Here is a 22,640-nt window from a genome sequence, read left to right on the forward strand (position 1 = left end):
GGCCATGGGCGCTTTGCCATCAGGGGTACCGGGCAGGGTGGTGCGGCGTCTGTGCTGCACTGCGGTAACATCGGCGTCCCCCGGCGGTGTGGCGTCGCCCACGGCGACGCCGTCCGCGCCCCCCCGCTGACGCCATGAACGCTCCGACGCCCCTGCACGCCTTGCTCGACGCCGAACCCGACGCCCCGCGCCTGCGCGAGATCCCGTACAACTACACGTCGTTTTCCGACCGGGAAATCGTCATCCGCCTGCTGGGCGAGCGGGCCTGGGAGGTGCTGCACCAGCTGCGCAGCGAGCGCGCCACCGGCCGCTCGGCGCGCATGCTGTACGAGGTGCTGGGCGACATCTGGGTGGTGCAGCGCAACCCCTACCTGCAGGATGACCTGCTGGCCAACCCCAAGCGCCGCGCGGCGCTGATCGACGCGCTGCACCACCGCCTGCGCGAGATCGAGCGCCGCCGTCGCCCGCAGGAGGACCCGCAGCGCGACGTGCTGGTGGGCGAGCTGCTGACGCTGGCGCAGCAGGCGGTGCGCAGCTTCGCCGCGCACTTTGACGAGGTGGCGGCGCTGCGCCGGCGTGCGTTGCGGGTGCTCAAGCGCCATACGCACAAAGACAACATCCGCTTCGACGGCCTCAGCCGCGTCAGCCACGTCACCGACGCCACCGACTGGCGCGTCGAGTACCCGTTTGTGGTGCTCACGCCCGACAGCGAGGCCGAAATCCTGGGCCTGGTGCAGGGCTGCATCGAGCTGGGCCTGACGATCATCCCGCGCGGCGGCGGCACCGGCTACACCGGCGGGGCGGTGCCGCTGACGTGGAAAAGCGCCGTCATTAACACCGAAAAGCTCGAAGCCATGTCGGAGGTGACGCTGGCGCCCATCCCGGGGCACACCCAGCCGGTGCCGACGGTGTGGACCGAAGCCGGCGTGGTGACGCAGCGTGTGGCCGACGCCGCCGAGCGCGCAGGGTACGTGTTCGCCGTCGACCCCACCAGCGCCGAGGCGTCGTGCGTGGGTGGCAACATCGCGATGAACGCCGGCGGCAAAAAGGCCGTGCTGTGGGGCACGGCGCTGGACAACCTGCTGAGTTGGCGCATGGTCACCCCGGCGGCCGAGTGGCTGGAGGTGACGCGCCTGAACCACAACCTGGGCAAGATCCACGACGCCGAGGTGGCCAGCTTCGAGCTGGCGTATTACGCCGCCGACGGCAAAACGCTGCTGCGCACCGAGCGGCTCGACATCCCCGGCGCGGCGTTTCGCAAGGCGGGGTTGGGCAAGGATGTCACCGACAAATTTCTCAGCGGCCTGCCCGGGGTGCAAAAAGAGGGTTGCGACGGCATCATCACCAGCGCGCGCTGGGTCGTGCACCGCATGCCGGCGCACACGCGCACGGTGTGTCTGGAGTTCTTCGGCAACCCCAAGGACGCGGTGCCAGCCATCGTCGAAATCAAAAACCACATGTTCGACGAGGCCCGCCGGGGCGGGGCGATTTTGGCCGGGCTGGAGCACCTGGACGACCGCTACCTCAAGGCGGTGGGCTACACCACCAAAAGCAAGCGCGGCACGCTGCCCAAAATGGTGCTGATCGGTGACATCGTCGGCGATGACCCCGACGCGGTGGCGCGCGCCGCCAGCGAGGTGGTGCGCCTGGCCAACGCCCGCACTGGCGAAGGGTTCGTTGCCGTCAGCCCGGAGGCGCGCAAAAAATTCTGGGCCGACCGCAAGCGCACCGCCGCCATCAGCCGCCACACCAACGCCTTCAAGATCAACGAAGACGTGGTGATCCCGCTGGAGCGCATGGGCGAGTACACGTTGGGCATCGAGCGCATCAACATCGAGCTGAGCCTGCGCAACAAAATCCGCCTGTGCGACGAGCTCGAGGCCCTGTTGGCGCGCCCCGTGCTGCCACTGGGCAAGGTGGAAGACCGCACCGAGGCACCGCCGCCCGAGCTGGTCGAGCAGCGCCGCCAGCAGGCGCTGGCGCTGGTGCGCGAGGTGCGCGCGCAGTGGCAGGCCTGGCTCGACGGGCTGGACGCGCCCACGCCGGGCGAGACCCGCACCGTGTTCGAGTTGCTGCAGGACCACACCTGGCGCGCCAGCTGGAAAACCCAACTGCGTCGCCCACTGCGCGACCTGTTCACCGGTGCGGCGTTCGCGCCGCTGCTGGCCGAGTGCGACGCCGTCCACCAGCGCGTGCTCAAAGGGCGTGTGTGGATCGCGCTGCACATGCACGCCGGCGACGGCAACGTGCACACCAACATCCCCGTCAACAGTGATGACTACGACATGCTGCGCACCGCGCACGAGGCGGTGGACCGCGTGATGGCGCTGGCGCGCCGCCTGGGCGGCGTGATTTCGGGCGAGCACGGCATCGGCATCACCAAGCTGCAGTACCTGAGCGACGAGGAGCTGACGCCGTTTGCCACTTACAAGGCCAAGGTGGACCCGCACGGCCACTTCAACCGCGGCAAGCTGCTGCGCCAGCCGGTGGGCGAGGCACGCGCGGCCGACCTCAGCCAAGCCTACACCCCGAGCTTTGGCCTGATGGGCTACGAGTCGCTGATCATGCAGCAAAGCGACATCGGCTCCATCGCCGACAGCGTCAAGGATTGCCTGCGCTGCGGCAAATGCAAGCCGGTGTGTTCCACGCACGTGCCGCGCGCCAACCTGCTGTACAGCCCGCGCAACAAGATCCTGGCCACCAGCCTGCTGATCGAAGCCTTTTTGTACGAGGAGCAAACGCGCCGCGGCATCAGTGTGCAGCACTGGCGCGAGTTCGAAGACGTGGCCGACCACTGCACCGTGTGCCACAAGTGCCTCAACCCCTGCCCGGTCAACATCGACTTTGGCGACGTGTCGATGAACATGCGCAACCTGCTGCGCAAGATGGGGCAAAAATCGTGGCGCCCGGGCAATGCGCTGGCGATGGCTTTCCTCAACGCCACGCAGCCGCAGACCATCAAAGCCATGCGCACGCTGATGGTGGATGTGGGCTACCGTGCCCAGCGCGCGGCGCACGACCTGCTCAAGGGCCTGGCGCGGCGCCAGACCAGCGCCCCGCCGGCCACCGTCGGGGCCGCGCCGATCAAAGAGCAGGTGATCCACTTCGTCAACAAAAAGATGCCCGGCAACCTGCCCACCAAGACCGCGCGCGCGCTGCTGGACATCGAGGACAAGGCCTACGTGCCGATCATCCGCGACCCGCAGCGCACCAGCGCCGACGCCGAAGCGGTGTTCTATTTCCCCGGCTGCGGCTCGGAGCGCCTGTTCAGCCAGGTCGGGCTGGCCACCCAGGCCATGCTGTGGCACGTGGGCGTGCAAACCGTGCTGCCGCCGGGCTACCTGTGCTGCGGCTACCCGCAGCGCGGCTCGGGCCAGTACGACAAGGCCGACAAAATCATCACCGACAACCGCGTGCTGTTCCACCGCGTGGCCAACACGCTCAACTACCTCGACATCAAAACCGTGGTGGTCAGCTGCGGCACCTGCTACGACCAGTTGCAGCACTACGAATTCGACAAAATCTTCCCCGGCTGCCGCATCATCGACATCCACGAGTACCTGCTGGAAAAGGGCGTCAAACTCGAAGCCAAGGGGGCGTACCTGTACCACGATCCGTGCCACACGCCGATGAAACAGCAAGACCCGCTCAAGACCGTGCGCGCGCTGGTGGGCGACACCGTCGTGGCCAGCGACCGCTGCTGCGGCGAGTCGGGCACGCTGGCCGTCACCCGACCGGACGTGTCGACGCAGGTGCGCTACCGCAAGGAGCAGGAGCTGCGCAAGAACGAGCAGCAGCTGGCCGAGCTGGCGCAGCGCAACGGCACGCCGCTCACCCCCGGGCGCACCAAGATCCTGACCTCGTGCCCGAGCTGCCTGCAAGGCCTGTCCCGCTACGGCGACGACCTCAGCAACGGCCTGCTGGAAGCCGACTACATCGTGGTCGAAATCGCGCGCCAGATCCTGGGCGACCACTGGCTGCCCGATTACGTGGCGCGCGCCAACGCCGGCGGCATCGAGCGGGTGCTGGTGTGACCGATTGCCCGCTGTGCCGCGACGATGGCGGCCTGCTGCTGTGGCGCGGCGCGCACTGGCGCGTGGTGCGCGCGCTGGGACCGGAGGTGGGCGACACACCCGCGTGGTACCGCGTCATCGCGCAGGGGCACGTGGCGGAGTGGTCCGACCTCGACGCCGCCGCCCAGGCGCACGCGATGGCCCTGGTCAGCGCCGTGGAGCGGTGCTTGCGCCAAGCGCTGGTCCCCACCAAAATCAACCTGGCCGCGCTGGGCAACGTGGTGCCGCACCAGCACTGGCACGTGATCGCGCGCTTCGACTGGGACAGCCGCTTCCCCGCGCCGGTGTGGGCCGCACCGCAGCGCGCCGTCGACACCCCGCGCCTGGCCGCGCTGCACGCCCAGCTCGCCGCGTGCGACGCCGCCATCGTGCAGGCGTTGCACGCGCTGGCCCCCCAAGGAGGTTTTGCATGACCACCGCCGCACCCCAGCCCACCGCCGTCACCGTGCACGGCGCCTCGCGCGTGCTCGAAGTCGCGTTCGACGACGGCGCCTGCTTTCGCATCCCATTTGAATTGCTGCGCGTGTACTCGCCCTCGGCCGAAGTGCAAGGCCACGGCCCGGGTCAGGAGGTGCTGCAAACCGGCAAGCGCGACGTCGACATCGTGGCGCTGGCCCCGGTGGGCAACTACGCCGTGCAGCCGACGTTTTCCGACGGGCACGACAGCGGCATCTACACGTGGGCATACCTGTATTTCCTGGGCAGCCGGCAAGACGAGCTCTGGGCCGACTACGAGCGGCGCTTGCGCGAAGCCGGCCTGGACCGCGACGCTCCCATGCCCGCCGCCCCCAGCGGGGGCTGTGGCCATCACGCTTGACCATCACCCCCCATCACCCGGCCAGGAGCCACGCCATGAGCCAAACCCACTTCGGCTTTGAAACCGTGGACGAGCGCGACAAAGCGCGCCGTGTGCGCGCCGTGTTCGACTCGGTGGCGCCGCGCTACGACCTGATGAACGACCTGATGTCGGCCGGTTTGCACCGCTGGTGGAAGGCCTACACCGTGATGGTGGCCAACCCGCAGCCGGGGCAGCGCGTGCTGGACATTGCCGGCGGCACCGGCGATCTGAGCCTGGCCATCGCGCCGAAGGTGCAGCCAGGGGGGCTGGTGCTGCACACCGACATCAACGAAACCATGTTGCGCGAAGGGCGCGATCGGCTGCTGGACCGCGGCTGGGCGCTGCCCACGGTGGTGTGCGACGCTGAGCGGCTGCCGTTTGTGGACGGCGCGTTCGACCTGGTTACGGTGGCTTTTGGGCTGCGCAACATGACACACAAGGAACTTGCGCTGCGGGAAATGTATCGAGTGCTTAGGGTCGGCGGCAAGCTGCTGGTGCTCGAGTTTTCCAAGGTCGCGCCCCCGCTGCAAAAAGCCTACGACTGGTACAGCTTTCACGTGCTGCCGCGCCTGGGCCGCTGGGTGGCGGGGGACGAAGCCAGCTACCGTTACCTGGCCGAGTCGATCCGCATGCACCCCGACCAGGAGACGCTGCGCCGCATGATGCACGACGCGGGTTTTGGCCACGTCGACGTGCACAACCTGACGGCGGGCGTGGTGGCGCTGCACGTGGGCATCAAAACGTAACATTGATGGAGCACACGCAATGAACGCGCGCATGGGGGCTTGGTTGCTGGTGGCGGCGCTGGCGCTGTCGTCGGGGGAATCGTGGGCCAAACGCCTGGGAGGCGGGGGGTCGGTTGGCAAACAGTCCAGCAACGTGGTGCAGCGTCAGTCGGCCCCCGCGCCGGCGTCGCCCACCCCCGCGCCGGGCACGGCGCAGCCCCAGGGCGCGGCGGCCAGCGCGCCGGCCGCGGGCGCCGCCGGGGCCGCTGCGGCCACCAAGCCGCGCAGCCCCTGGGGCGCGATGCTGGGCGGGTTGGCCGCGGGCTTGGGGCTGGCGTGGCTGGCGTCGGCGCTGGGGCTGGGCGAGGCGTTTGCGCAGGTGCTGCTGGTGGGCCTGCTGGTGGTGGCGGTGCTGGCCGTGGTGGCGCTGCTGCGCCGCCCGCGTGCCGCGGCGCGTCCGGCGTGGGCCACGGCAGGCGCTGCCCCGGGGCAGCCGGCCACGCTGCGCGTCGTGCAGCCGCATCACGTCGGCAACGACGCGGCCGCCCGCCCGTGGGAGCAAAGCCAGTTTGACACCGCCGCGCAGTCGGCCACGGCGGGCGTGCGCATTGGCGCCGCGCTGGGCGGCGGCGCGGCCACGTGGAGCATTCCGCTCGGGTTTGATGTCGAAGGCTTTGTGCGTGCCTCGAAGGACAACTTCGTGCGCCTGCAGGCGGCCTGGGACCGCGGTGACGTGACCACGCTGCGTGTGCTGATGACCGACGAGATGCTGGCCGAAATCCAGGCCCAGCTCGCCCAGCGTGAACGCGACGGCGGTGGCCCCAACGTCACCGAGGTGGTGGCGCTGGACGCGCAGTTGCTGGGCATTGAAGACCGCGGCGACGAGTACATGGCCAGCGTCGAGTTCTCGGGCCTGATTCGCGAAAACCCCGCCGAGGGGCCGGCGCCGTTTCGCGAGGTCTGGAACATCACCAAGCCCAAGGATGGGCGTGCCGGCTGGCTGGTGGCCGGGGTGCAGGCGCTGCAGTAACACGGTGGTGGCGACGGCGGCCCGCCCGTCGCGGCCGCGTTCCGGCACAATCCAGGGGGCATGGAACGGCCCTCTTTTTTTTCGGCCGGCGCACCGCGCTGGCGTCTGCCCCTTCCCCCCGCCCCACCGGCGTGGTTGCAGGCCGAGCTGGCCAACCGGCTGGTGTTGCTGCTCAACCACGTGCTGCAGCAGGAACCCGAGGCCATGCAGCGGCTGCGCCGGCACAGCGGTCAGCGCATCCACGTCGCGCTGGGGGCGCTGGCGGCGTGGCTGCCGCTGGGGCCGAACCTACGTTGGCGCGTGACGCCAGCGGGGCTGCTGGCCGTGGACGACCGCGACGACGCGCCAGACCTGACGTTGACGCTGCAAGAGCCCGGCCCGCGGGCGTTGGTCGAGCGCGCGCTGCAGGGGGACAAACCGGCCGTGGCCATCGCGGGTGACGTGCAACTGGCGGCCGAGGTGGCGTGGCTGATCGACCACGTGCGCTGGGATCTGGAGGACGACCTGGCGCGCCTGGTGGGGGATGCGGCGGCGCACACGTTGGTGACGTGGGGGCGCCGCTTGGCGCAGGCGCTGCGCACCCAACTGCTGCCGCGTGCCCGGGCGTTGGCCGAGCGTACGGTGCTGCGTGGCGGGCCCGATCCGCGCACGACCACCACCACGCCGGACGGTGGAGCCACAGCATGAGGCGCTGGTTGCGCGGCTGGTTCATCGTCTGGGTGCTGCTGCGCTACGGCCTGGACGAGCTGGTGCTGTCACACTTCGAACACCCGGCGCTGGCATTGCTGCGCCGCGTGCTCACGCTCGGTCGCGATCTGTCCGCGCCGCGTGGCCAGCGGCTGCGCGAGGCGCTGGAGCGGCTGGGGCCCATTTTCGTCAAATTCGGCCAGGTGCTGTCCACGCGGCGCGACCTGCTGCCACCCGACATCGCCGACGAGTTGGCCAAGCTGCAAGACCGCGTGCCGCCGTTTCCGACCGAGGTGGCCATCGCTACCATCGAACGCGCTTTCGGCCAGCCGCTGGCGGCGGTGTTCAGCCACTTCGAGCGCCAGCCGGTGGCCAGCGCCTCGATCGCGCAGGTCCACTTTGCCACGCTGTGCGACGGACGGGAGGTTGCCGTCAAGGTGTTGCGCCCCGGCATGTTGCCGGTGATTGAAAAAGACCTGGCGCTGATGCGTACGATGGCCCGTTGGGCCGAGCGGCTGTCGCGCGATGGCCGCCGGCTCAAGCCGCGCGAGGTCGTGGCCGAGTTCGACAAATACCTGCACGACGAGCTGGACCTGATGCGCGAGGCGGCCAACGCCGCGCAGCTGCGCCGCAACATGGAGGGGCTGGACCTCGTGCTGATCCCCGAAATGTACTGGGACTGGTGCCGCAGCGACGTGCTGGTGATGCAGCGCATGCACGGGGTGCCGATCAGCCAGGTCGAGCGGCTGCGCGCCGCGGGCGTGGACATCAAGCGGCTGGCTCGCGACGGCGTGACGATTTTTTTCACCCAGGTGTTTCGCGACGGCTTTTTCCACGCCGACATGCACCCGGGCAACATTCAGGTGTCGCTGGCGCCCGAGACGTTTGGGCGCTACATCTCGCTGGACTTTGGCATCGTCGGCACGCTGACCGAATACGACAAAGAGTACCTGGCGCAAAACTTCACGGCGTTTTTCCGCCGCGACTACAAGCGCGTGGCCGAGCTGCACATCGAGTCGGGCTGGGTGCCGCCCGAGACCCGCGTGGACGAGCTGGAAGCGGCCGTGCGCGCGGTGTGCGAGCCGTACTTCGATCGGCCGCTGAAGGACATTTCGCTGGGTATGGTGCTGATGCGGCTGTTCCAGACCTCGCGCCGCTTCAACGTCGAAATCCAGCCGCAACTGGTGCTGCTGCAAAAAACGCTGCTCAACATCGAAGGCTTGGGCCGACAGCTCGACCCCGAGCTGGACCTGTGGAGCACGGCCAAGCCGTTTTTGGAGCGCTGGATGGTCGAGCAGGTGGGGCCGCGGCGGCTGTGGCGCGAGCTCAAGGCCGAGGCCCCGCACTACGCCAAGCTGCTGCCGCACCTGCCGCGCCTGGTGCACGCTTACCTGCAGCAGCGCCCAACCGACCTGCGTGCCCAGCTGCAGGAGCTGGTGCGCGAGCAACGCCGTACCCAACGCCTGCTGCTGATGGTGATTTACGTTTTGTTTGGCTTTGTGGCCGGGCTGATGGCGATGCAGTGGTGGCTGCGCGTGCGCTTGTGGTAGCCCGTGGCCGACAGCGCCCTTGAAGCGGTGCGATCAGGCCCCCACCTATAATGGCAGGTTTTGCAAACCGTTGTGCAGCGTTTCCACCTCCACACACTGTAGGGACAGCCATGCCTATTTACGCGTACAAGTGCGAGTCCTGTGGCCACGCCAGGGACGTTTTGCAAAAAGTCAGCGACGCGCCCCTGACCACCTGCCCGGCCTGTGGTGCCGAGACTTTTCGCAAGCAGCTCACCGCCGCCGGCTTCCAGCTCAAGGGTACCGGGTGGTACGTGACCGATTTCCGCAACAACGGCACCGGCGCGGCCAAGGCCGGTGCCGCCGCTGGCGCGGCGGCGGCAACCGAGTCGTCGGCCAACAGCAGCAGCGCCGACAGTGGGGCGGCGTCCACCCCGTGCGGAGCCGCTTGTGCCTGCCACTGAGCGCGGCCGCCTGGGGGCGGCGCTGCGCCGCTGGCTGCTGTCGGGCCTGCTGGTGCTGGTGCCCCTGATCGTCACCCTGTGGGTGCTCGATTGGGTGGTGTCGACGCTGGACCAGACGCTCAACATTCTGCCGCAAGCTTGGCAGCCGGAGCACTGGCTGGGCATGCGCGTGCCTGGCATGGGGGTGGCGTTTGCGTTGGCCGTCGTGCTGGGCATTGGGGCGCTGGCGTCGAACTACGTCGGCAACCAGCTGGTGGCGTGGTGGCACGCGCTGCTGCAGCGCATCCCGGTGGTGCGCTCGATTTATTCCGGCGTCAAGCAGGTGTCGGACACGCTGTTGTCCGAAAAAGGCAACGCGTTTCGCCAAGCGCTGCTGGTGCAGTGGCCGCGCGAGGGCATGTGGACGATTGCCTTTCTGACCGGCACGCCCGGCGGCGACGTCGCGCGCCACCTGCCGCCGCAGGACTACCTGAGCGTGTACGTGCCCACCACACCCAACCCGACCGGAGGCTACTTCGTGATGGTGCACCGGCGCGACGTCGTGCCACTGACCATGAGCGTCGATGAGGCGCTGACCTACGTGATTTCGATGGGCGTCATCGTGCCTGGGGGGCGCAAGCCTGGCCTCGGTGTGGACGATGCCCATGTCCCAGGACCCGCCCAGGGTTGAAGCTTCCACCGTTCGAAGGCCCGTCTCCATGCCCATGCGTTCCCACTACTGCGGCGCCGTCACCGAGGCGCTGATCGGCCAGCCCGTCACCCTGTGCGGCTGGGTCAACCGCCGGCGCGACCACGGCGGCGTGATCTTCATCGACCTGCGTGACCGCGAGGGCACGGTGCAGGTGGTCTGCGACCCCGACCGGCCGCAGATGTTTGCCACCGCCGAGCACCTGCGCAACGAGTACTGCATCCAGGTGCGCGGCGTGGTGCGCGCGCGCCCCGAGGGCACCGTCAACGACGCCATCCGCAGCGGCAAGGTCGAGGTGCTGTGCCACGAGATCGAGGTGCTGAACCCCTCGGTGACGCCGCCGTTCCAGCTCGACGACGACAACCTATCCGAAACCACCCGGCTGACGCACCGCGTACTGGACCTGCGCCGCCCGTACATGCAGCGCAACCTGATGCTGCGCTACCGCGTGGCGATGGAGACGCGCCGCTTCCTGGACGCCCACGGCTTCATCGACATCGAAACGCCGATGCTGACGCGCAGCACGCCCGAAGGCGCGCGCGACTACCTGGTGCCCAGCCGCGTGCACGACGGCATGTTTTACGCCCTGCCGCAGTCGCCACAGCTGTTCAAGCAGTTGCTGATGGTGGCGGGCTTTGACCGCTACTACCAGATCACCAAGTGCTTCCGTGACGAGGACCTGCGCGCCGACCGCCAGCCCGAGTTCACGCAGATCGACATCGAAACCTCGTTCATGACGGAGCAGGAAATCCGCGACCTGTTCCAGGGCATGATCAAGACGGTGTTTGCCAACACCATCGGCGTCGATCTGGGCGAATTTCCGGTCATGACCTACGCCGAGGCGATGGCGCGCTTCGGCTCGGACAAGCCCGACCTGCGTGTCAAGCTCGAATTCACCGAGCTGACCGACGTCATGAAGGACGTCGAGTTCAAGGTCTTCTCGGGGCCGGCCAACATGCCTGGCGGCCGCGTGGTGGCGCTGCGTGTGCCGGGCGGCGCCCAGATGAGCCGCAGTGAAATCGACGCCTACACCGAGTTTGTCAAGATTTACGGTGCCAAGGGCCTGGCTTGGATCAAGGTCAACGACTTGGCGGCCGGCCGCGACGGGCTGCAGTCCCCGATCGTCAAAAACCTGCACGACGCCGCCTTGCAGGCGGTGCTGCAGCGCAGCGGCGCGCGCGACGGCGACCTGCTGTTGTTCGGCGCCGACAAGGCCAAGGTCGTCAACGACGCCATCGGCGCGCTGCGCGTCAAAATCGGCCACAGCGCCTTTGGCAAGGCCAACGGCTTGTTCGAAGACCGCTGGGCGCCGTTGTGGGTGGTGGACTTCCCGATGTTCGAATACGACGAAGAGGAGCGCCGCTGGGTGGCGGTGCACCACCCGTTCACCGCGCCCAAGGACGGCCACGAAGACCTGATGGCCACCGACCCCGGCGCCTGCCTGGCCAAGGCTTACGACATGGTGCTCAACGGCTGGGAGCTGGGCGGCGGCTCGGTGCGTATCCACCGCGCCGATGTGCAGCGCAAGGTGTTTGCGGCGCTCAACATCGGCGAAGACGAAGCGCGTGCCAAGTTTGGTTTTCTGCTGGACGCGTTGCAGTACGGCGCGCCGCCGCACGGCGGCTTGGCGTTCGGGTTGGACCGCTTGGTTACGCTGATGACCGGCGCCGAGTCGATCCGCGATGTCATCGCCTTCCCCAAGACCCAGCGCGCGCAGTGCTTGCTGACGCATGCGCCCAGTCCTGTCGACGAGAAACAGTTGCGCGAACTGCACATCCGGCTGCGCAATCCGCAACCGGCGTGATACAGTGAGGTGAGCCTAAAACCCACTCAACCGTGAAGGAGGTCGCCATGACGGACAACACCCTGCAACCCAAAGACAAACTCGTTGCCGACTTGAAGGTGGTAGTGGCCGACGCCGAGGAGCTGCTGGCGGCCACCGCCCACAGCACCGGTGAAAAGGTGGCCGAGCTGCGCGAGCGCTTGCAAGAGAACCTGCGCAACGCGCGTCATCGCCTGGCCGCCGCCGAGGCCGCGATCCGCGAGCGCACCCGTGAAGTGGCGCGCGCCACCGACCACTACGTGCACGAGCACCCCTGGAAAGCCATTGGCGTGGCCGCCGGCATCGGTTTGCTGGTGGGCATGCTGATCGGTCGCCGCTGAGGCGGCGTCGTCCGTTGCTGTGACGGCGTACGATGGCGATGCCCGGCGACGACGCGGGCAGCCGTGCTGAGCCGCTGCTGACGGCCGCACGGGGCTGGCTGCGCGATGCGCTCGAACTGGCGCGCGTGCGCCTGGCGCTGCTGGGCGTCGAGGCCAGCGAACACGCGCTGGCGCTGGGCACGTCGTTGGCGTTGTTGTTGGCCGCCGCGGTGTTGCTGTCGGCGGCCTTGGTCAGCCTGCTGGTGCTGGTGACCGTGCTGCTGTGGGAATCGCAGCGCGTGTTGGCGTTGGCGCTGGCCTGCGGCACGCTGCTGGGTGCGGGCGCTGCGGCAGCCTGGGCGGGGCTGCGGCGCCTGCGCGCGGTGTCGTGGTTCGAGGCCAGTCGTGCCGAGTTGGCGCGCGACGTGGAGCGGTTGCGTGGCGGCCCGCGAGCCTGACGGCGGCGCCAGCGTGCGCCTGGCACGCCGGCGTGCGGCGCTGGTGCAGCGCTCGGGCGAGTTGCGCGAGCGCCTGGCGTGGCACGCGCAGAGCCTGCAGCCGGCCTTCGAGGCCGCCGACCACCTGCGGCGCGGCTGGCGCTGGTTGCGGGCCCACCCGGGGTGGGTGCTGCTGGGCGCCACGGTGCTGCTGTGGCGCCGGCCGCGCCGGGCGCTGAGCTGGGTGTGGCTGGGGTGGCGGCTGTGGCGCCGGGCGCAGCGCTGGCCCTGGCTCGCCGCCCTGTGGCGTGCCCCGGCAGCGGCCCGGCGGGGTCAACCGGGCGCGGCGGTGGCCGATCATGATAATACCCTGGGTAGCTTCAACACAAGGTAGCGACATGTTCGTCATCGTCGGCTGGCTGGTGGCCATCGGCTGCATCTTCGGGGTCTTCATCGTTCACGGCGGCAACATCGGCGTGATCCTCAAGGCCCTGCCGTTCGAGATGATCACCATCTTCGGCGCGGCCATCGGCGCCGTCATCGCCGGCAACTTGATGAAGGTGCTCAAAGGGGTGGGCCGTGGCTTGGGGGCTTGCTTCAAGGGCTCCAAGTACACCAAAGAGCGCTTCATGGACCTGCTGGCGCTGCTGTACGACATCTTGCAAAAGGCACGCAAAGAAGGTTTGATGGCCATTGAAGGCGACGTCGAAAACCCCGATGCATCGCCGCTGTTCCAAAAGTACCCGTCGATCGCCAGCGACCACCACACGGTGGAGTTCATCACCGACTACCTGCGCCTGATGGTGTCGGGCAACCTCAACGCCCACGAGATCGAGTCGATCATGGACGCTGAGCTCGAAACCCACCACGCCGAGGAGCATGCGGCGGTGGCGGCCCTGCAGCGGCTGGCCGGCGCACTGCCGGCCTTCGGCATCGTCGCGGCGGTGCTGGGCGTGGTCAATACGATGGGCTCGGTCGGGCAACCGCCGGCGGTGCTGGGCGGCATGATCGGCTCGGCGCTGGTGGGTACGTTTCTGGGCATTTTGCTCTCCTACGCTTTTGCTGAACCTCTGGCCAGCCTGTTGGAGCAAAAGGTCGAAGAGGCCAGCAAGGAGTTCCAGTGCATCAAAACCACGCTGTTGGCCAGCATGCAAGGCTACCCACCGATGACCGCTGTTGAATTCGGCCGCAAGGTGCTCTTTTCGACCGAGCGGCCCACCTTCAGCGAGCTGGAGCAGCACGTCAAGAAGAAGTGATGCCCCGTTCCGTTGGCTGAACCGATACCGTTACCGCCATGGCCGCCTCAGGCAAGCCGCTGCAACCGATCATCATCAAGCGCGTCAAAAAAGGCGGGCATGGTGCGCACGGCGGCGCGTGGAAGATCGCCTACGCCGACTTCGTGACGGCGATGATGGCGTTTTTTCTGTTGATGTGGCTGCTGGGCTCGACCACCGAAGGCGACCGCAAGGGTATCGCAGACTACTTCAACCAGCCGCTGAAGGTCATGCTGTTTGGTGGCCCCGGCTCGGGTGGCGCCACCAGCATCCTGCAAGGTGGCGGCGAGGATCTGACCAAAAGCGTCGGCGAGGTGGCCAGCGGCGACATCGAAGACAAAGTGCGCGAACTTGGCGCACAGCTGGCCCGCGCCGAAGCCATTCGCTTGGACAAGGAGCGCATCGCGACGCTGCGCGACAAGCTCGACAACATCATCAACGTCAACCCCAAGCTGGCCGAGTTCAAAAACCAGATCCGCATGGAAATGGTGCAAGACGGTCTCAACATCCAGATCGTCGACGAGCAAAACCGCCCGATGTTCGACACCGGCAGCGCCTTGCTCAAGCCGTACACGCGCGACATCTTGCGCGCCATTGCGCAGGCGCTGGCGGAGGTGGACAACCGCATCTCGCTGACCGGCCACACCGACGCCACCCCCTACGGCAACGGCGAGCGCGCCTACAGCAACTGGGAGCTGTCGGCCGACCGCGCCAACGCCACGCGGCGTGAGCTCGTTGCCGCCGGCTTGCCCGAAGGCAAACTGGCGCGCGTGGTGGGCATGGCCGACAAGCAGCTGCTGTTTCCTGACAACCCCTACGACCCACGCAACCGCCGCATCAGCATACTGGTGTTGACGCGCGAAGCCGAGGAGCGCATGACCAAGTCGCTCGAGGCCGCCGACACCGTGTCCGACCCGCAGCAGGCGCCGCAGGCCATCGAGGGGGCGGCGGGCGGCAAACCGGCGGCGGCACGCTAAACTAGGCGCCCATCCGGACGGAGTCTTCCATGCCTCAAGTGCGCTTTTTGATCGTCGACGACTTCTCCACGATGCGGCGCATCGTGCGCAATTTGCTCAAAGAGCTCGGCCACACCGACGCCGACGAGGCCGAGGATGGCTCGGTGGCCCTGCACAAGCTGCGCAACGGCAAGTTCGACATGGTGATCACCGACATCAACATGCCGAACATGAACGGCTTTGAGCTGTTGACCAGCATCAAGTCCGACGACAAGCTCAAACACATCCCGGTGTTGATGGTGACCGCCGAGGCACGCAAGGAAGACATCATCGCCGCGGCCCAGGGTGGTGCGGCTGGCTACATCGTCAAGCCGTTCACCAAGGCGACGCTGGAAGAAAAGCTCACCAACATCTTCCGCAAAATGGGCTGGGCCTGACGCGGCCGGGGAGGGCGGACCATGACCGAGCACGAGCAAACCGTAGGCGCCACCCCACCGACGGCCGACGGCAAAGGCGACATCTACCAGCGCTTGGGCGAAATCACCCGCGAGCTGCACGAGGCGCTCAAAGAGCTCGGCTACATGCCCGCGCTCAAAGATGCCGTGGGCGAGCTGCCCGACGCGCGCAGCCGCCTGGAGTACATCGCACGCCTGACCGGCGAGGCGGCCGAGAAAGTGCTCAACCGCGTCGACGAGGCCAAGGCCGAGCAGCAAACCGTTATTGAAGCCAGCCGTCAGCTGGTCGACACCATCGGCAACGTGCCCGGCCTCAAATGGGCCATGCCCGAGTTGCTGGAGTGGTCGCACAAAATCCAGGGGGCGGCCGAGCGCACCGACCAGCACCTGACCGAGATCATGCTGGCGCAGGATTTCCACGACCTGACTGGCCAGGTGATCAAAAAGGTCGTGGCGCTGGCCGGCACGTTGGAGCAGCAGCTGGTGCAGTTGCTGGTGGAGTCGGCGGCCCATGCGGCCGAGGGAGGCGGTGCCGGCGCAGCCGCCCCAGCGTCCGAGACGCCAGCGCGGCGGGAGCTTGGCGGTCCGGTGGTCAACCCCGAAGGCCGCAGCGACGTCGTGACCAGCCAGCAGCAGGTGGACGACCTGTTGGCCAGCCTGGGTTTTTGAGATCCGGGCCGGGGACCATCGGTGGCAAAAGGCCGGCAAACCCGGCCTTTTGTTGCTTTAGAACCGGCGGTTGCCGGCCCACAATGCGGACAAGCCGCCCGGTTTGTCCGCCATGGAATCGACCCAAGACAAAAGCCAACCCGCCACGCCACGGCGCTTGCAAAAAGCGCGTGAGCAGGGCCAGGTGCCGCGTGCGCGCGACCTGACCCATCTGGTGGTGCTGGGTGGCGGCCTGACCCTGGTGTGGCTGACCTTGCCGTGGGGCTACGAGCGCACCCGCGCGGCGCTGCGTGCCGGTTTGCGCTTCGACGCCACCACGGTGCGCGAGCCGCAGCGCATGCTGCAGCACTTGGCCGACGGCGCGCAACTGGCGCTGGGTTACGTGCTGCCGTTGGGGCTGGCGCTGATCGTGCTGGTGGTGCTGGCGCTGGTGGCGGCGCGCTCGGTGGCGTTCAGCACCCATCCGCTGGCGCTGGATTGGTCCAAGCTTGGGCTCATCAGCGGGCTCAAGCGGCTCTTTTCACGTCAGCAGCTGGTCGAGGTGCTCAAGCTGCTGGCCATCACCGCGTGCCTGGCCGCCATCGGGGCCTGGTACGTCGGCACCCATGTGGAAGCGTTTGCCAGCCTGTTGCTGCGCCCGCTGGACGCGGCCTTGGTGCAGGCAGGGCAGGGGTTCATGCTGGGGGTGGGTGCGCTGCTGGCGGTGGTGCTGCTGGTGGCGGCGGTGGACGTGCCGCTGCAGCAGTACCTGTACCGCCACAACCTGCGCATGTCCCTGCAGGAAGTCAAGGACGAGTTCAAAGAGACCGAAGGCAACCCGCAGATCAAGAGCAAGCGCCGCCAGCGCGCACGCGAAATCGCATACAGCCGCAGCGTGCAGCGCGTGCCTGCTGCCGACGTCGTGGTGATGAACCCGACGCACTACGCGGTGGCGCTGCGCTACGACGAAGCGACGATGAGCGCGCCGCACGTCATCGCCAAGGGGGCGGATTTGCTGGCGCTGCGCATCCGCGACATGGCGCGCGAGCACCGCGTGCCGGTGCTGCATGCGCCGATGCTGGCGCGCGCGCTGTACGCCCATACCGAGCTGGACGAGCCGGTGCCCGCGGCCTTGTTTGCCGCCGTGGCGCAGGTGCTGGCCTACGTGTACCGCCTGCGCGTCGCGCTGCGGGGGCAGGGGCCGATGCCCAAACCGCCGCGCCCCGAGGTGCCGCCCGAGCTGGATCCGCTGCACGGCCGCGGTCCGCGCTGACCCGCTGTCCCTGACCTCGCCGACCGAACCGACGACGACCGATGAACGCCGCCCTGCAATCGTTGCAACAGACCCTGGCGCCGCTGCGCGGCCACGGCCAGGCGTTGGCCGCCCCGCTGCTGGTGATGCTGGTGCTGGCCATGTTGGTGCTGCCGCTGCCGCCGTGGCTGCTGGATACGTTCTTCACGCTCAACATCGGTATCGCGCTGACGGTGATGATGGTGGCGGCCTACATGAAGCGCGCGCTGGACTTCACGGCCTTTCCGACGGTGCTGCTGCTGACGACGCTGCTGCGCCTGTCGCTCAACGTGGCGTCCACGCGCGTGGTGCTGATGGACGGCCACACCGGCCCCGGCGCAGCAGGCGCCGTCATCGAGGCGTTTGGCACCTTTTTGATCGGCGGCAACTTCGCCGTCGGCCTGATCGTCTTTTTGATCCTGGTGGTCATCAACTTTATCGTCATCACCAAGGGCGCCGAGCGCATTGCCGAGGTGGGGGCACGCTTCACGTTGGACGCCATGCCCGGCAAGCAAATGGCCATCGACGCCGACCTCAACGCCGGGCTGATCGACCAGGCCGAAGCCAAGCGGCGCCGCGCCGAGGTGGCGGTGGAGGCCGACTTTTTCGGCAACATGGACGGCGCGTCCAAGTTTGTGCGTGGCGACGCGATCGCCGGCATCCTGATCCTGCTGATCAACATGATCGGCGGCTTTGCCATCGGCATGCTGCAGCATGGCCTGAGCCTGGAGCAGGCGGCGCACAGTTACATCACGCTGTCGGTGGGCGACGCGCTGGTGGCGCAGGTGCCGGCCCTGCTGATTTCGGTGGCAGCGGCGATGGTGGTGTCGCGCGTCGGCAAGGACCAAGACCTGGGGCAGCAAATCGTCAGCCAGATGCTGGACTCGCCGAAGGTGTTGGCCGTGACCGCCGGTGTGCTGGCGCTGCTGGGGGTGATTCCCGGCATGCCCAACGGGGTGTTTCTGCTGTTTGCGGCCATGGCCGGCGGCACGGCGTGGTGGCTGGTGCAGCAACGTCGGCGCGCCGAGGCGGCCAAGGCGCAAGCGGCGCAGCAAGCCGTGCCGGCCACCCAGGAGGCCGAGGCCACCTGGGACGATCTGCAGCCGGTGGACCTGCTGGGGTTGGAGCTGGGCTACCGGCTCATCACGCTGGTGGATCGCAGCCGCCGCGGCGACTTGCTGACGCGCATCAAGGGTGTGCGCAAAAAATTTGCGCAGGACGTCGGCTTTCTGCCGCCGCCGGTGCACGTGCGCGACAACCTGGAGCTCAAACCCACCGGCTACCGCATCACGTTGCGTGGCGTGGTGGTCGGCGAGGGCGAGGTGCTGCCGGGCCACTACCTGGCCATCAACCCCGGCCACATCCGCACGCCGCTGCTGGGCCAGCCCACCACCGACCCTGCGTTCGGGCTGCCAGCCACGTGGATCGAAGAAGGGCACAAGGAAAGCGCGCAAATGGCCGGCTACACGGTCGTTGATGCCGAGACCGTGCTGGCCACGCACCTGTCACACTTGATGCAGGTGCACGCGGCGCGGCTGCTGTCGCGCACCGAGGTGCAGGACCTGGTGGAACACGTGCGCAAGCTGGCGCCGAAGCTGATCGACGAAGTCATCCCGACCATGGTGCCCATTGGCGTCTTCCAAAAGGTGCTGCAGTTGCTGCTGGAAGAAGGCGTGCACATCCGCGACATCCGTACCATCGTCGAAACCCTGGCCGAACATGCCGGCGCCACGCAAGACCCGCAGGAGCTGGCGCGCCGCGTGCGCGTGGCGCTGGCGCCGGCCATCGTGCAGCAGATCTACGGCCCCGTGCAAGAGCTGGAGGTCATTGCCATCGAGCCGCAGATGGAGCGCATCCTGGTGCAGGCGCTCACGCCCGGTGGCAATGGCGTGCTGGACCCCGGCGTGGCCGACATGCTGACGCAGTCGGCTGCCCGCGTGGCCACCCAGCAGGAAGAAAAAGGCGTGCCGGCGGTGCTGCTGGTGCCCGATGCCATCCGCCAGGCCATGGCCCGCCTGCTGCGCCGCGCCGCACCGCGCCTGCAGGTGCTGGCGCACAGCGAAATCCCTGACACCCACACCATCCGCATCGGCCCGATGCTGGGAGAACCCGCATGAACGCGCAACGCTTCGTCGCCGCCAACTCGCGCGAGGCCATGGCCTTGGCCCGCGCCCACTTTGGGGAACAGGCCGTGATCCTGTCCAGCCGCTCCACGCCCGAGGGGTTCGAGGTCGTGGCCACGTCGGAGGATCAACTGTCGGCGATCGCCGCGCAGGTGGCGGCGCCGTCGCTGCAACCCGCCACGGCGCTGCCCGAGCAACGCCACGCCCGCGCGGCACGCGCGCCGTTGCAGCAGCGTGCGGCCGCCCAGCTTCCACCGGTCAGCCCCGACAGCAGCGTGGCGCAGGACACCGAAACGCTGGCCATGAGCACGCTGTCGTTCCAGGAGTACGTGCGCGAGCGCATGCTGCGCAAGCGCCGCGAGGCAATGGAAGGCAAGCTGGCGGCGCCGGCGGCCACGCCAGCCGCACGGCCGAGCGCACCCGAAGCCACGCCGGTGCGAGCAACCAGGGCCGACGCCGCCGTGACGCTGGCCTTTAGGGCGACGGCCGCTGGGCCGGCGCCAGCGCCTGCCGCTGCGGCCAAGCCCACGGCCTCTGGCGGCGCGGCGGCGCAGCTGACGGCGCAGCTCGAAGCGCTCAAGCAACTGGTCGACGAGCGCTTCCAGACGCTGGCGTGGCTTGGGCAGTCGCGCCTGCATCCCATCCAGTCCAGCCTGATGCACAAGTTTGTCCGCGCGGGCTACTCGCCGACGGTGGCGCGCGCGGTGCTGCAGCGCCTGCCCGAGCAGTTGGACGCGGCGGCGGCGTGGCGCTGGACGCTGGACGTGCTGGCGCACAACCTGCGCGTGGCCAGCGAGCCAGGCTTGTTGTGCGACGAAGGCGGTGTGTTCGCGCTGCTGGGGCCCACCGGCGTGGGCAAGACCACCACCGTGGCCAAGCTCGCCGCGCAGTGCGTCAAGGCTTACGGCGCGGGCAGCGTTGGGCTGATCACGCTGGACACGGTGCGCGTGGCGGGGTTCGAACAACTGCGTGCCTACGGCCGCATGCTGGGCGTGGTGGCGCACCAGGCGCACGACCAGGCCGCGTTGCAGGACCTGCTGCAACTGCTGGCCGGCAAGCGCATGGTCATCATCGACACGCCGGGGCTGGGGCAGCGCGACGCCCGCCTGCACGACATGCTGGCGTTGCTGCAGGCCCCAGCGATCAAAAAATTGCTGGTGCTCAACGCCGGCAGCCACGGCGATACGTTGGACGAGGTGATCCAGACCTACAAGCCGCTGGGCTTGCACGGCACCATCCTGACCAAGGTGGACGAAGCGGTCAAGCTTGCCCCCGCGGTGGACGCGCTGCTGCGCCACCAACTGACGCTGCGTGGCTTGAGCACTGGCCAGCGCGTGCCGGAGGATTGGCAGCGTCCGGATGCGGCGGCGCTGGTGCGCCTGTCGATGGCGGGCAGTGGCAAGTCGGCCTTCGAGCCCAGCCGTGAGGAATTGCCGTTTTTCTTTGCCGACGTCGGCCAAGGCGGCTGGCAGCCGCAGGGGGTGGGCCATGCTTGACCCGCGCCCATGGGCCCCCGAGCAGGCCGCTGGGCTGGCCGCGTGGGCCGTGCAGCCGCCGCTGCGCATCGTGGCGGTGGCGTGTCCCCAGCCGCAGGCGCAGGGTGACCCGGGCGCTGCGTTGCTGGTGCAGCACCTGCGTGCGGGCTGCGCGGCGCTGGGCCTGCAATGCGCCGACGTCGTTGGCGCGCCCAGCGTGTGGGACGACGTGCCCGCGGGTGATGTATGGCTGTGGTGCGCGCCCACCGACTTGCTGCTGCGCTGGTGGCCGCTGGACGAAGGCCACCCCCTGGTGCCGCTGCTGGCGCAACCCAGCGCCATTGTGGCGGCGTACCGCGCGGTCAAGCAACTGCACGCCGCGCAGCTGCAGCCGGTGGTGGTAGCCGTGGCCGCCCGCGTTGGCGAAGAAGGGCCCCTGCACGCCGCGTGCCAGGCGCTGCAGCGCACCTGCGAGCGGCACCTGGGCTGGGTGCCTGGGGTGTGGGTGCTCGGGTATCATGACGGCAGCGCCCCGCCGCAGGGGCTGCAGGGCAACCTGGACGTGGTGACGCGCGCGCTGGAAGCCGCCTGGACCTTGGACATGTGGCGCTCGCCGCAGGGGGAGGCCAAACGCCCATGTTGACCGCTGCAGCACCGGCCCGCGGCGTGCGCCCGACCCCGGAGCTTTGCATGTACACGCCCAAGGGCACGTTGGACCGCGACGCGCAACTGCGCCAGTACGCACCGCTGGTGCACCGGCTGGCGCACCTGATGATCGCGCGCTTGCCCCCCAGCGTCGAGCTGGACGACCTGATTCAGGTTGGCATGATGGGCTTGGCCGAAGCGCTGAGCCGCTACGAGCCGTCGATGGGGGTGCAGTTCGAGACGTTTGCCAGCCAGCGCATCCGCGGCGCCATGCTGGACGAGCTGCGCGACGCCGACTGGATGTCGCGCGGCGCGCGCAAGCTGCAAAAAGATATCGAAGGGGCCATCCACCGGTTGGAGCAGCGCCTGGGCCGCTCCCCCCGGGAGTCGGAAATCGCCGCGGAGTTGGGCATGAGCCTGGCGCAGTACCACGAAACGCTGGCGCGTATGCGTGGCACCCAGCTGGTGTATCTGGAAGACCTGGGCGGCCGCAGCGAGGACGACGACAGCTTTCTGGACCGCTACCTGCCGGCCGACGGCGACGCCGACCCCGTGCGGGTGCTGGCCGACCAGCGCATGCGCGCCGCGCTGGTCGACGCAATCAACAAGCTGCCCGAGCGCGAGCAGCATGTGATGAGCATGTACTACGAGCACGACATGAACCTGAAAGAGATCGCGGCCGTGCTCGGGGTGACGGAGTCGCGCGTGAGCCAGTTGCACTCGCAGGCGGTGGCGCGCCTGCGCGCCCGCTTGCGCGAGCATTGATGCCCAACCCCTGCCGCCACCGGGCGTGTCGGGGGCGCGGGTGTCAAGCGTAGGGGTTGCGGCGGCCTGGCCGCGCGCTGCGCCCCAGCCGGGCGTAGTCCTGCAGCGCGTCGTTGGGTAGCAGGCTGGCCAGTGCCGCGCGCGCGTGCGCCTGCAGCCGCGCCTGCAGCTCGTGCAGGGTCTGCAGCCGCTGCCGTAGCGCTTCCCATTGGGCCGTGGGCGCGTCAGCCGCGTGTTGCCGCAGCTGCGGCTGTGCCGCCGCGAACGCCTGCGCCAGCGTGGCGCATGCCTGCGCAAAGCCGTCCGCGTCCAATTCGCCCGCCGCATGGCACAACGCCGCCTGCACGGTGGCATCGGCGGCGTCGATCAGCCCCTGCAACGGATCGTCGTGCGCGGTCGGCTTGGGGTCGGGCATT

The 22,640-nt window shown here is 68.5% G+C and carries 23 protein-coding genes; 22 read left to right on the top strand and 1 reads right to left on the bottom strand.

Annotation, left to right across the window (positions count from 1 at the left end; genetic code table 11):
• Window positions 1–134 precede the first annotated feature (134 nt).
• The 22 genes from Taqua_RS05500 (at window position 135) to Taqua_RS05605 (ending at window position 22,224) form a co-directional block, all read left to right on the top strand.
• Window positions 135–4,034, top strand: coding sequence for a DUF3683 domain-containing protein (locus tag Taqua_RS05500; RefSeq protein WP_144325478.1), 3,900 nt, complete (start codon window positions 135–137; stop codon window positions 4,032–4,034).
• Window positions 4,031–4,486: an HIT family protein gene (locus Taqua_RS05505; protein WP_144325480.1), complete on the top strand. Its 456-nt coding sequence runs from the start codon at window positions 4,031–4,033 to the stop codon at window positions 4,484–4,486. The genes Taqua_RS05500 and Taqua_RS05505 overlap by 4 nt, the downstream gene beginning before the upstream one ends.
• Entirely contained in the window at window positions 4,483–4,890 is a 408-nt protein-coding gene (locus Taqua_RS05510) for a gamma-butyrobetaine hydroxylase family protein (RefSeq protein ID WP_144325482.1), read from the top strand. Before Taqua_RS05505 ends, Taqua_RS05510 begins: the two co-directional genes overlap by 4 nt.
• A gap of 35 nt (window positions 4,891–4,925) precedes the next feature.
• On the top strand, window positions 4,926–5,657 hold the full coding sequence (locus Taqua_RS05515; protein WP_144325484.1) for a class I SAM-dependent methyltransferase: 732 nt from the start codon (window positions 4,926–4,928) through the stop codon (window positions 5,655–5,657).
• 19 nt (window positions 5,658–5,676) lie between these two features.
• Entirely contained in the window at window positions 5,677–6,666 is a 990-nt protein-coding gene (locus tag Taqua_RS05520; RefSeq protein WP_246094632.1) for a Tim44 domain-containing protein, read from the top strand.
• A 60-nt stretch (window positions 6,667–6,726) separates the two neighbouring features.
• Window positions 6,727–7,353: a hypothetical protein gene (locus Taqua_RS05525; RefSeq protein ID WP_185969568.1), complete on the top strand. Its 627-nt coding sequence runs from the start codon at window positions 6,727–6,729 to the stop codon at window positions 7,351–7,353.
• Window positions 7,350–8,903 (top strand): ubiquinone biosynthesis regulatory protein kinase UbiB, encoded by a 1,554-nt coding sequence (gene ubiB, locus Taqua_RS05530; RefSeq protein WP_144325486.1) that lies wholly within the window; start codon window positions 7,350–7,352, stop codon window positions 8,901–8,903. Before Taqua_RS05525 ends, ubiB begins: the two co-directional genes overlap by 4 nt.
• Window positions 8,904–9,013: 110 nt before the next feature.
• The gene (locus Taqua_RS05535; protein ID WP_144325488.1) at window positions 9,014–9,325 is read left to right on the top strand and encodes an FmdB family zinc ribbon protein; all 312 of its coding nucleotides are present in this window, start codon (window positions 9,014–9,016) and stop codon (window positions 9,323–9,325) included.
• Entirely contained in the window at window positions 9,312–9,995 is a 684-nt protein-coding gene (locus Taqua_RS05540) for a DUF502 domain-containing protein (protein WP_246094633.1), read from the top strand. The genes Taqua_RS05535 and Taqua_RS05540 overlap by 14 nt, the downstream gene beginning before the upstream one ends.
• Window positions 9,996–10,023: 28 nt before the next feature.
• Window positions 10,024–11,817, top strand: a complete 1,794-nt coding sequence (aspS, locus tag Taqua_RS05545; protein ID WP_144325490.1) for an aspartate--tRNA ligase — start codon at window positions 10,024–10,026, stop codon at window positions 11,815–11,817.
• Between the two features lie 47 nt (window positions 11,818–11,864).
• Window positions 11,865–12,176 carry an ElaB/YgaM/YqjD family protein gene (locus Taqua_RS05550; protein WP_144325492.1) on the top strand — a complete coding sequence of 104 codons (312 nt, stop codon included), beginning with the start codon at window positions 11,865–11,867 and terminating at the stop codon, window positions 12,174–12,176.
• A gap of 32 nt (window positions 12,177–12,208) precedes the next feature.
• Window positions 12,209–12,613, top strand: coding sequence for a phage holin family protein (locus Taqua_RS05555; RefSeq protein ID WP_144325494.1), 405 nt, complete (start codon window positions 12,209–12,211; stop codon window positions 12,611–12,613).
• Entirely contained in the window at window positions 12,594–12,986 is a 393-nt protein-coding gene (locus Taqua_RS05560) for a YqjK family protein (RefSeq protein ID WP_185969569.1), read from the top strand. The genes Taqua_RS05555 and Taqua_RS05560 overlap by 20 nt, the downstream gene beginning before the upstream one ends.
• Window positions 12,987–12,990: 4 nt before the next feature.
• The gene (motA, locus tag Taqua_RS05565; protein WP_144325498.1) at window positions 12,991–13,848 is read left to right on the top strand and encodes a flagellar motor stator protein MotA; all 858 of its coding nucleotides are present in this window, start codon (window positions 12,991–12,993) and stop codon (window positions 13,846–13,848) included.
• A gap of 38 nt (window positions 13,849–13,886) precedes the next feature.
• Window positions 13,887–14,843: a flagellar motor protein MotB gene (gene motB, locus Taqua_RS05570; RefSeq protein WP_144325500.1), complete on the top strand. Its 957-nt coding sequence runs from the start codon at window positions 13,887–13,889 to the stop codon at window positions 14,841–14,843.
• Window positions 14,844–14,872: 29 nt separating this feature from the next.
• Window positions 14,873–15,259, top strand: a complete 387-nt coding sequence (cheY, locus tag Taqua_RS05575) for a chemotaxis response regulator CheY (protein ID WP_132963100.1) — start codon at window positions 14,873–14,875, stop codon at window positions 15,257–15,259.
• 21 nt (window positions 15,260–15,280) lie between these two features.
• Window positions 15,281–15,946 (top strand): protein phosphatase CheZ, encoded by a 666-nt coding sequence (locus tag Taqua_RS05580; protein ID WP_144325502.1) that lies wholly within the window; start codon window positions 15,281–15,283, stop codon window positions 15,944–15,946.
• Between the two features lie 112 nt (window positions 15,947–16,058).
• The gene (locus Taqua_RS05585; protein WP_144325504.1) at window positions 16,059–17,198 is read left to right on the top strand and encodes an EscU/YscU/HrcU family type III secretion system export apparatus switch protein; all 1,140 of its coding nucleotides are present in this window, start codon (window positions 16,059–16,061) and stop codon (window positions 17,196–17,198) included.
• A 41-nt stretch (window positions 17,199–17,239) separates the two neighbouring features.
• Complete coding sequence (gene flhA / locus Taqua_RS05590; RefSeq protein ID WP_144325506.1) at window positions 17,240–19,333, top strand: flagellar biosynthesis protein FlhA; 2,094 nt, start codon at window positions 17,240–17,242, stop codon at window positions 19,331–19,333.
• Complete coding sequence (gene flhF / locus Taqua_RS05595; protein ID WP_144325508.1) at window positions 19,330–20,835, top strand: flagellar biosynthesis GTPase FlhF; 1,506 nt, start codon at window positions 19,330–19,332, stop codon at window positions 20,833–20,835. Before flhA ends, flhF begins: the two co-directional genes overlap by 4 nt.
• On the top strand, window positions 20,828–21,457 hold the full coding sequence (locus Taqua_RS05600; RefSeq protein WP_144325510.1) for a hypothetical protein: 630 nt from the start codon (window positions 20,828–20,830) through the stop codon (window positions 21,455–21,457). The genes flhF and Taqua_RS05600 overlap by 8 nt, the downstream gene beginning before the upstream one ends.
• Before the next feature lie 47 nt (window positions 21,458–21,504).
• Window positions 21,505–22,224: an RNA polymerase sigma factor FliA gene (locus Taqua_RS05605; RefSeq protein ID WP_144325512.1), complete on the top strand. Its 720-nt coding sequence runs from the start codon at window positions 21,505–21,507 to the stop codon at window positions 22,222–22,224.
• A gap of 43 nt (window positions 22,225–22,267) precedes the next feature.
• Here the strand turns inward: Taqua_RS05605 and Taqua_RS05610 are convergent, their stop codons facing one another.
• The gene (locus tag Taqua_RS05610) at window positions 22,268–22,639 is read right to left on the bottom strand and encodes a hypothetical protein (protein WP_144325514.1); all 372 of its coding nucleotides are present in this window, start codon (window positions 22,637–22,639) and stop codon (window positions 22,268–22,270) included.
• Window position 22,640: the final 1 nt, after the last annotated feature.

Source organism: Tepidimonas aquatica, assembly GCF_007556585.1.
Lineage (GTDB): Bacteria > Pseudomonadota > Gammaproteobacteria > Burkholderiales > Burkholderiaceae_C > Tepidimonas > Tepidimonas aquatica.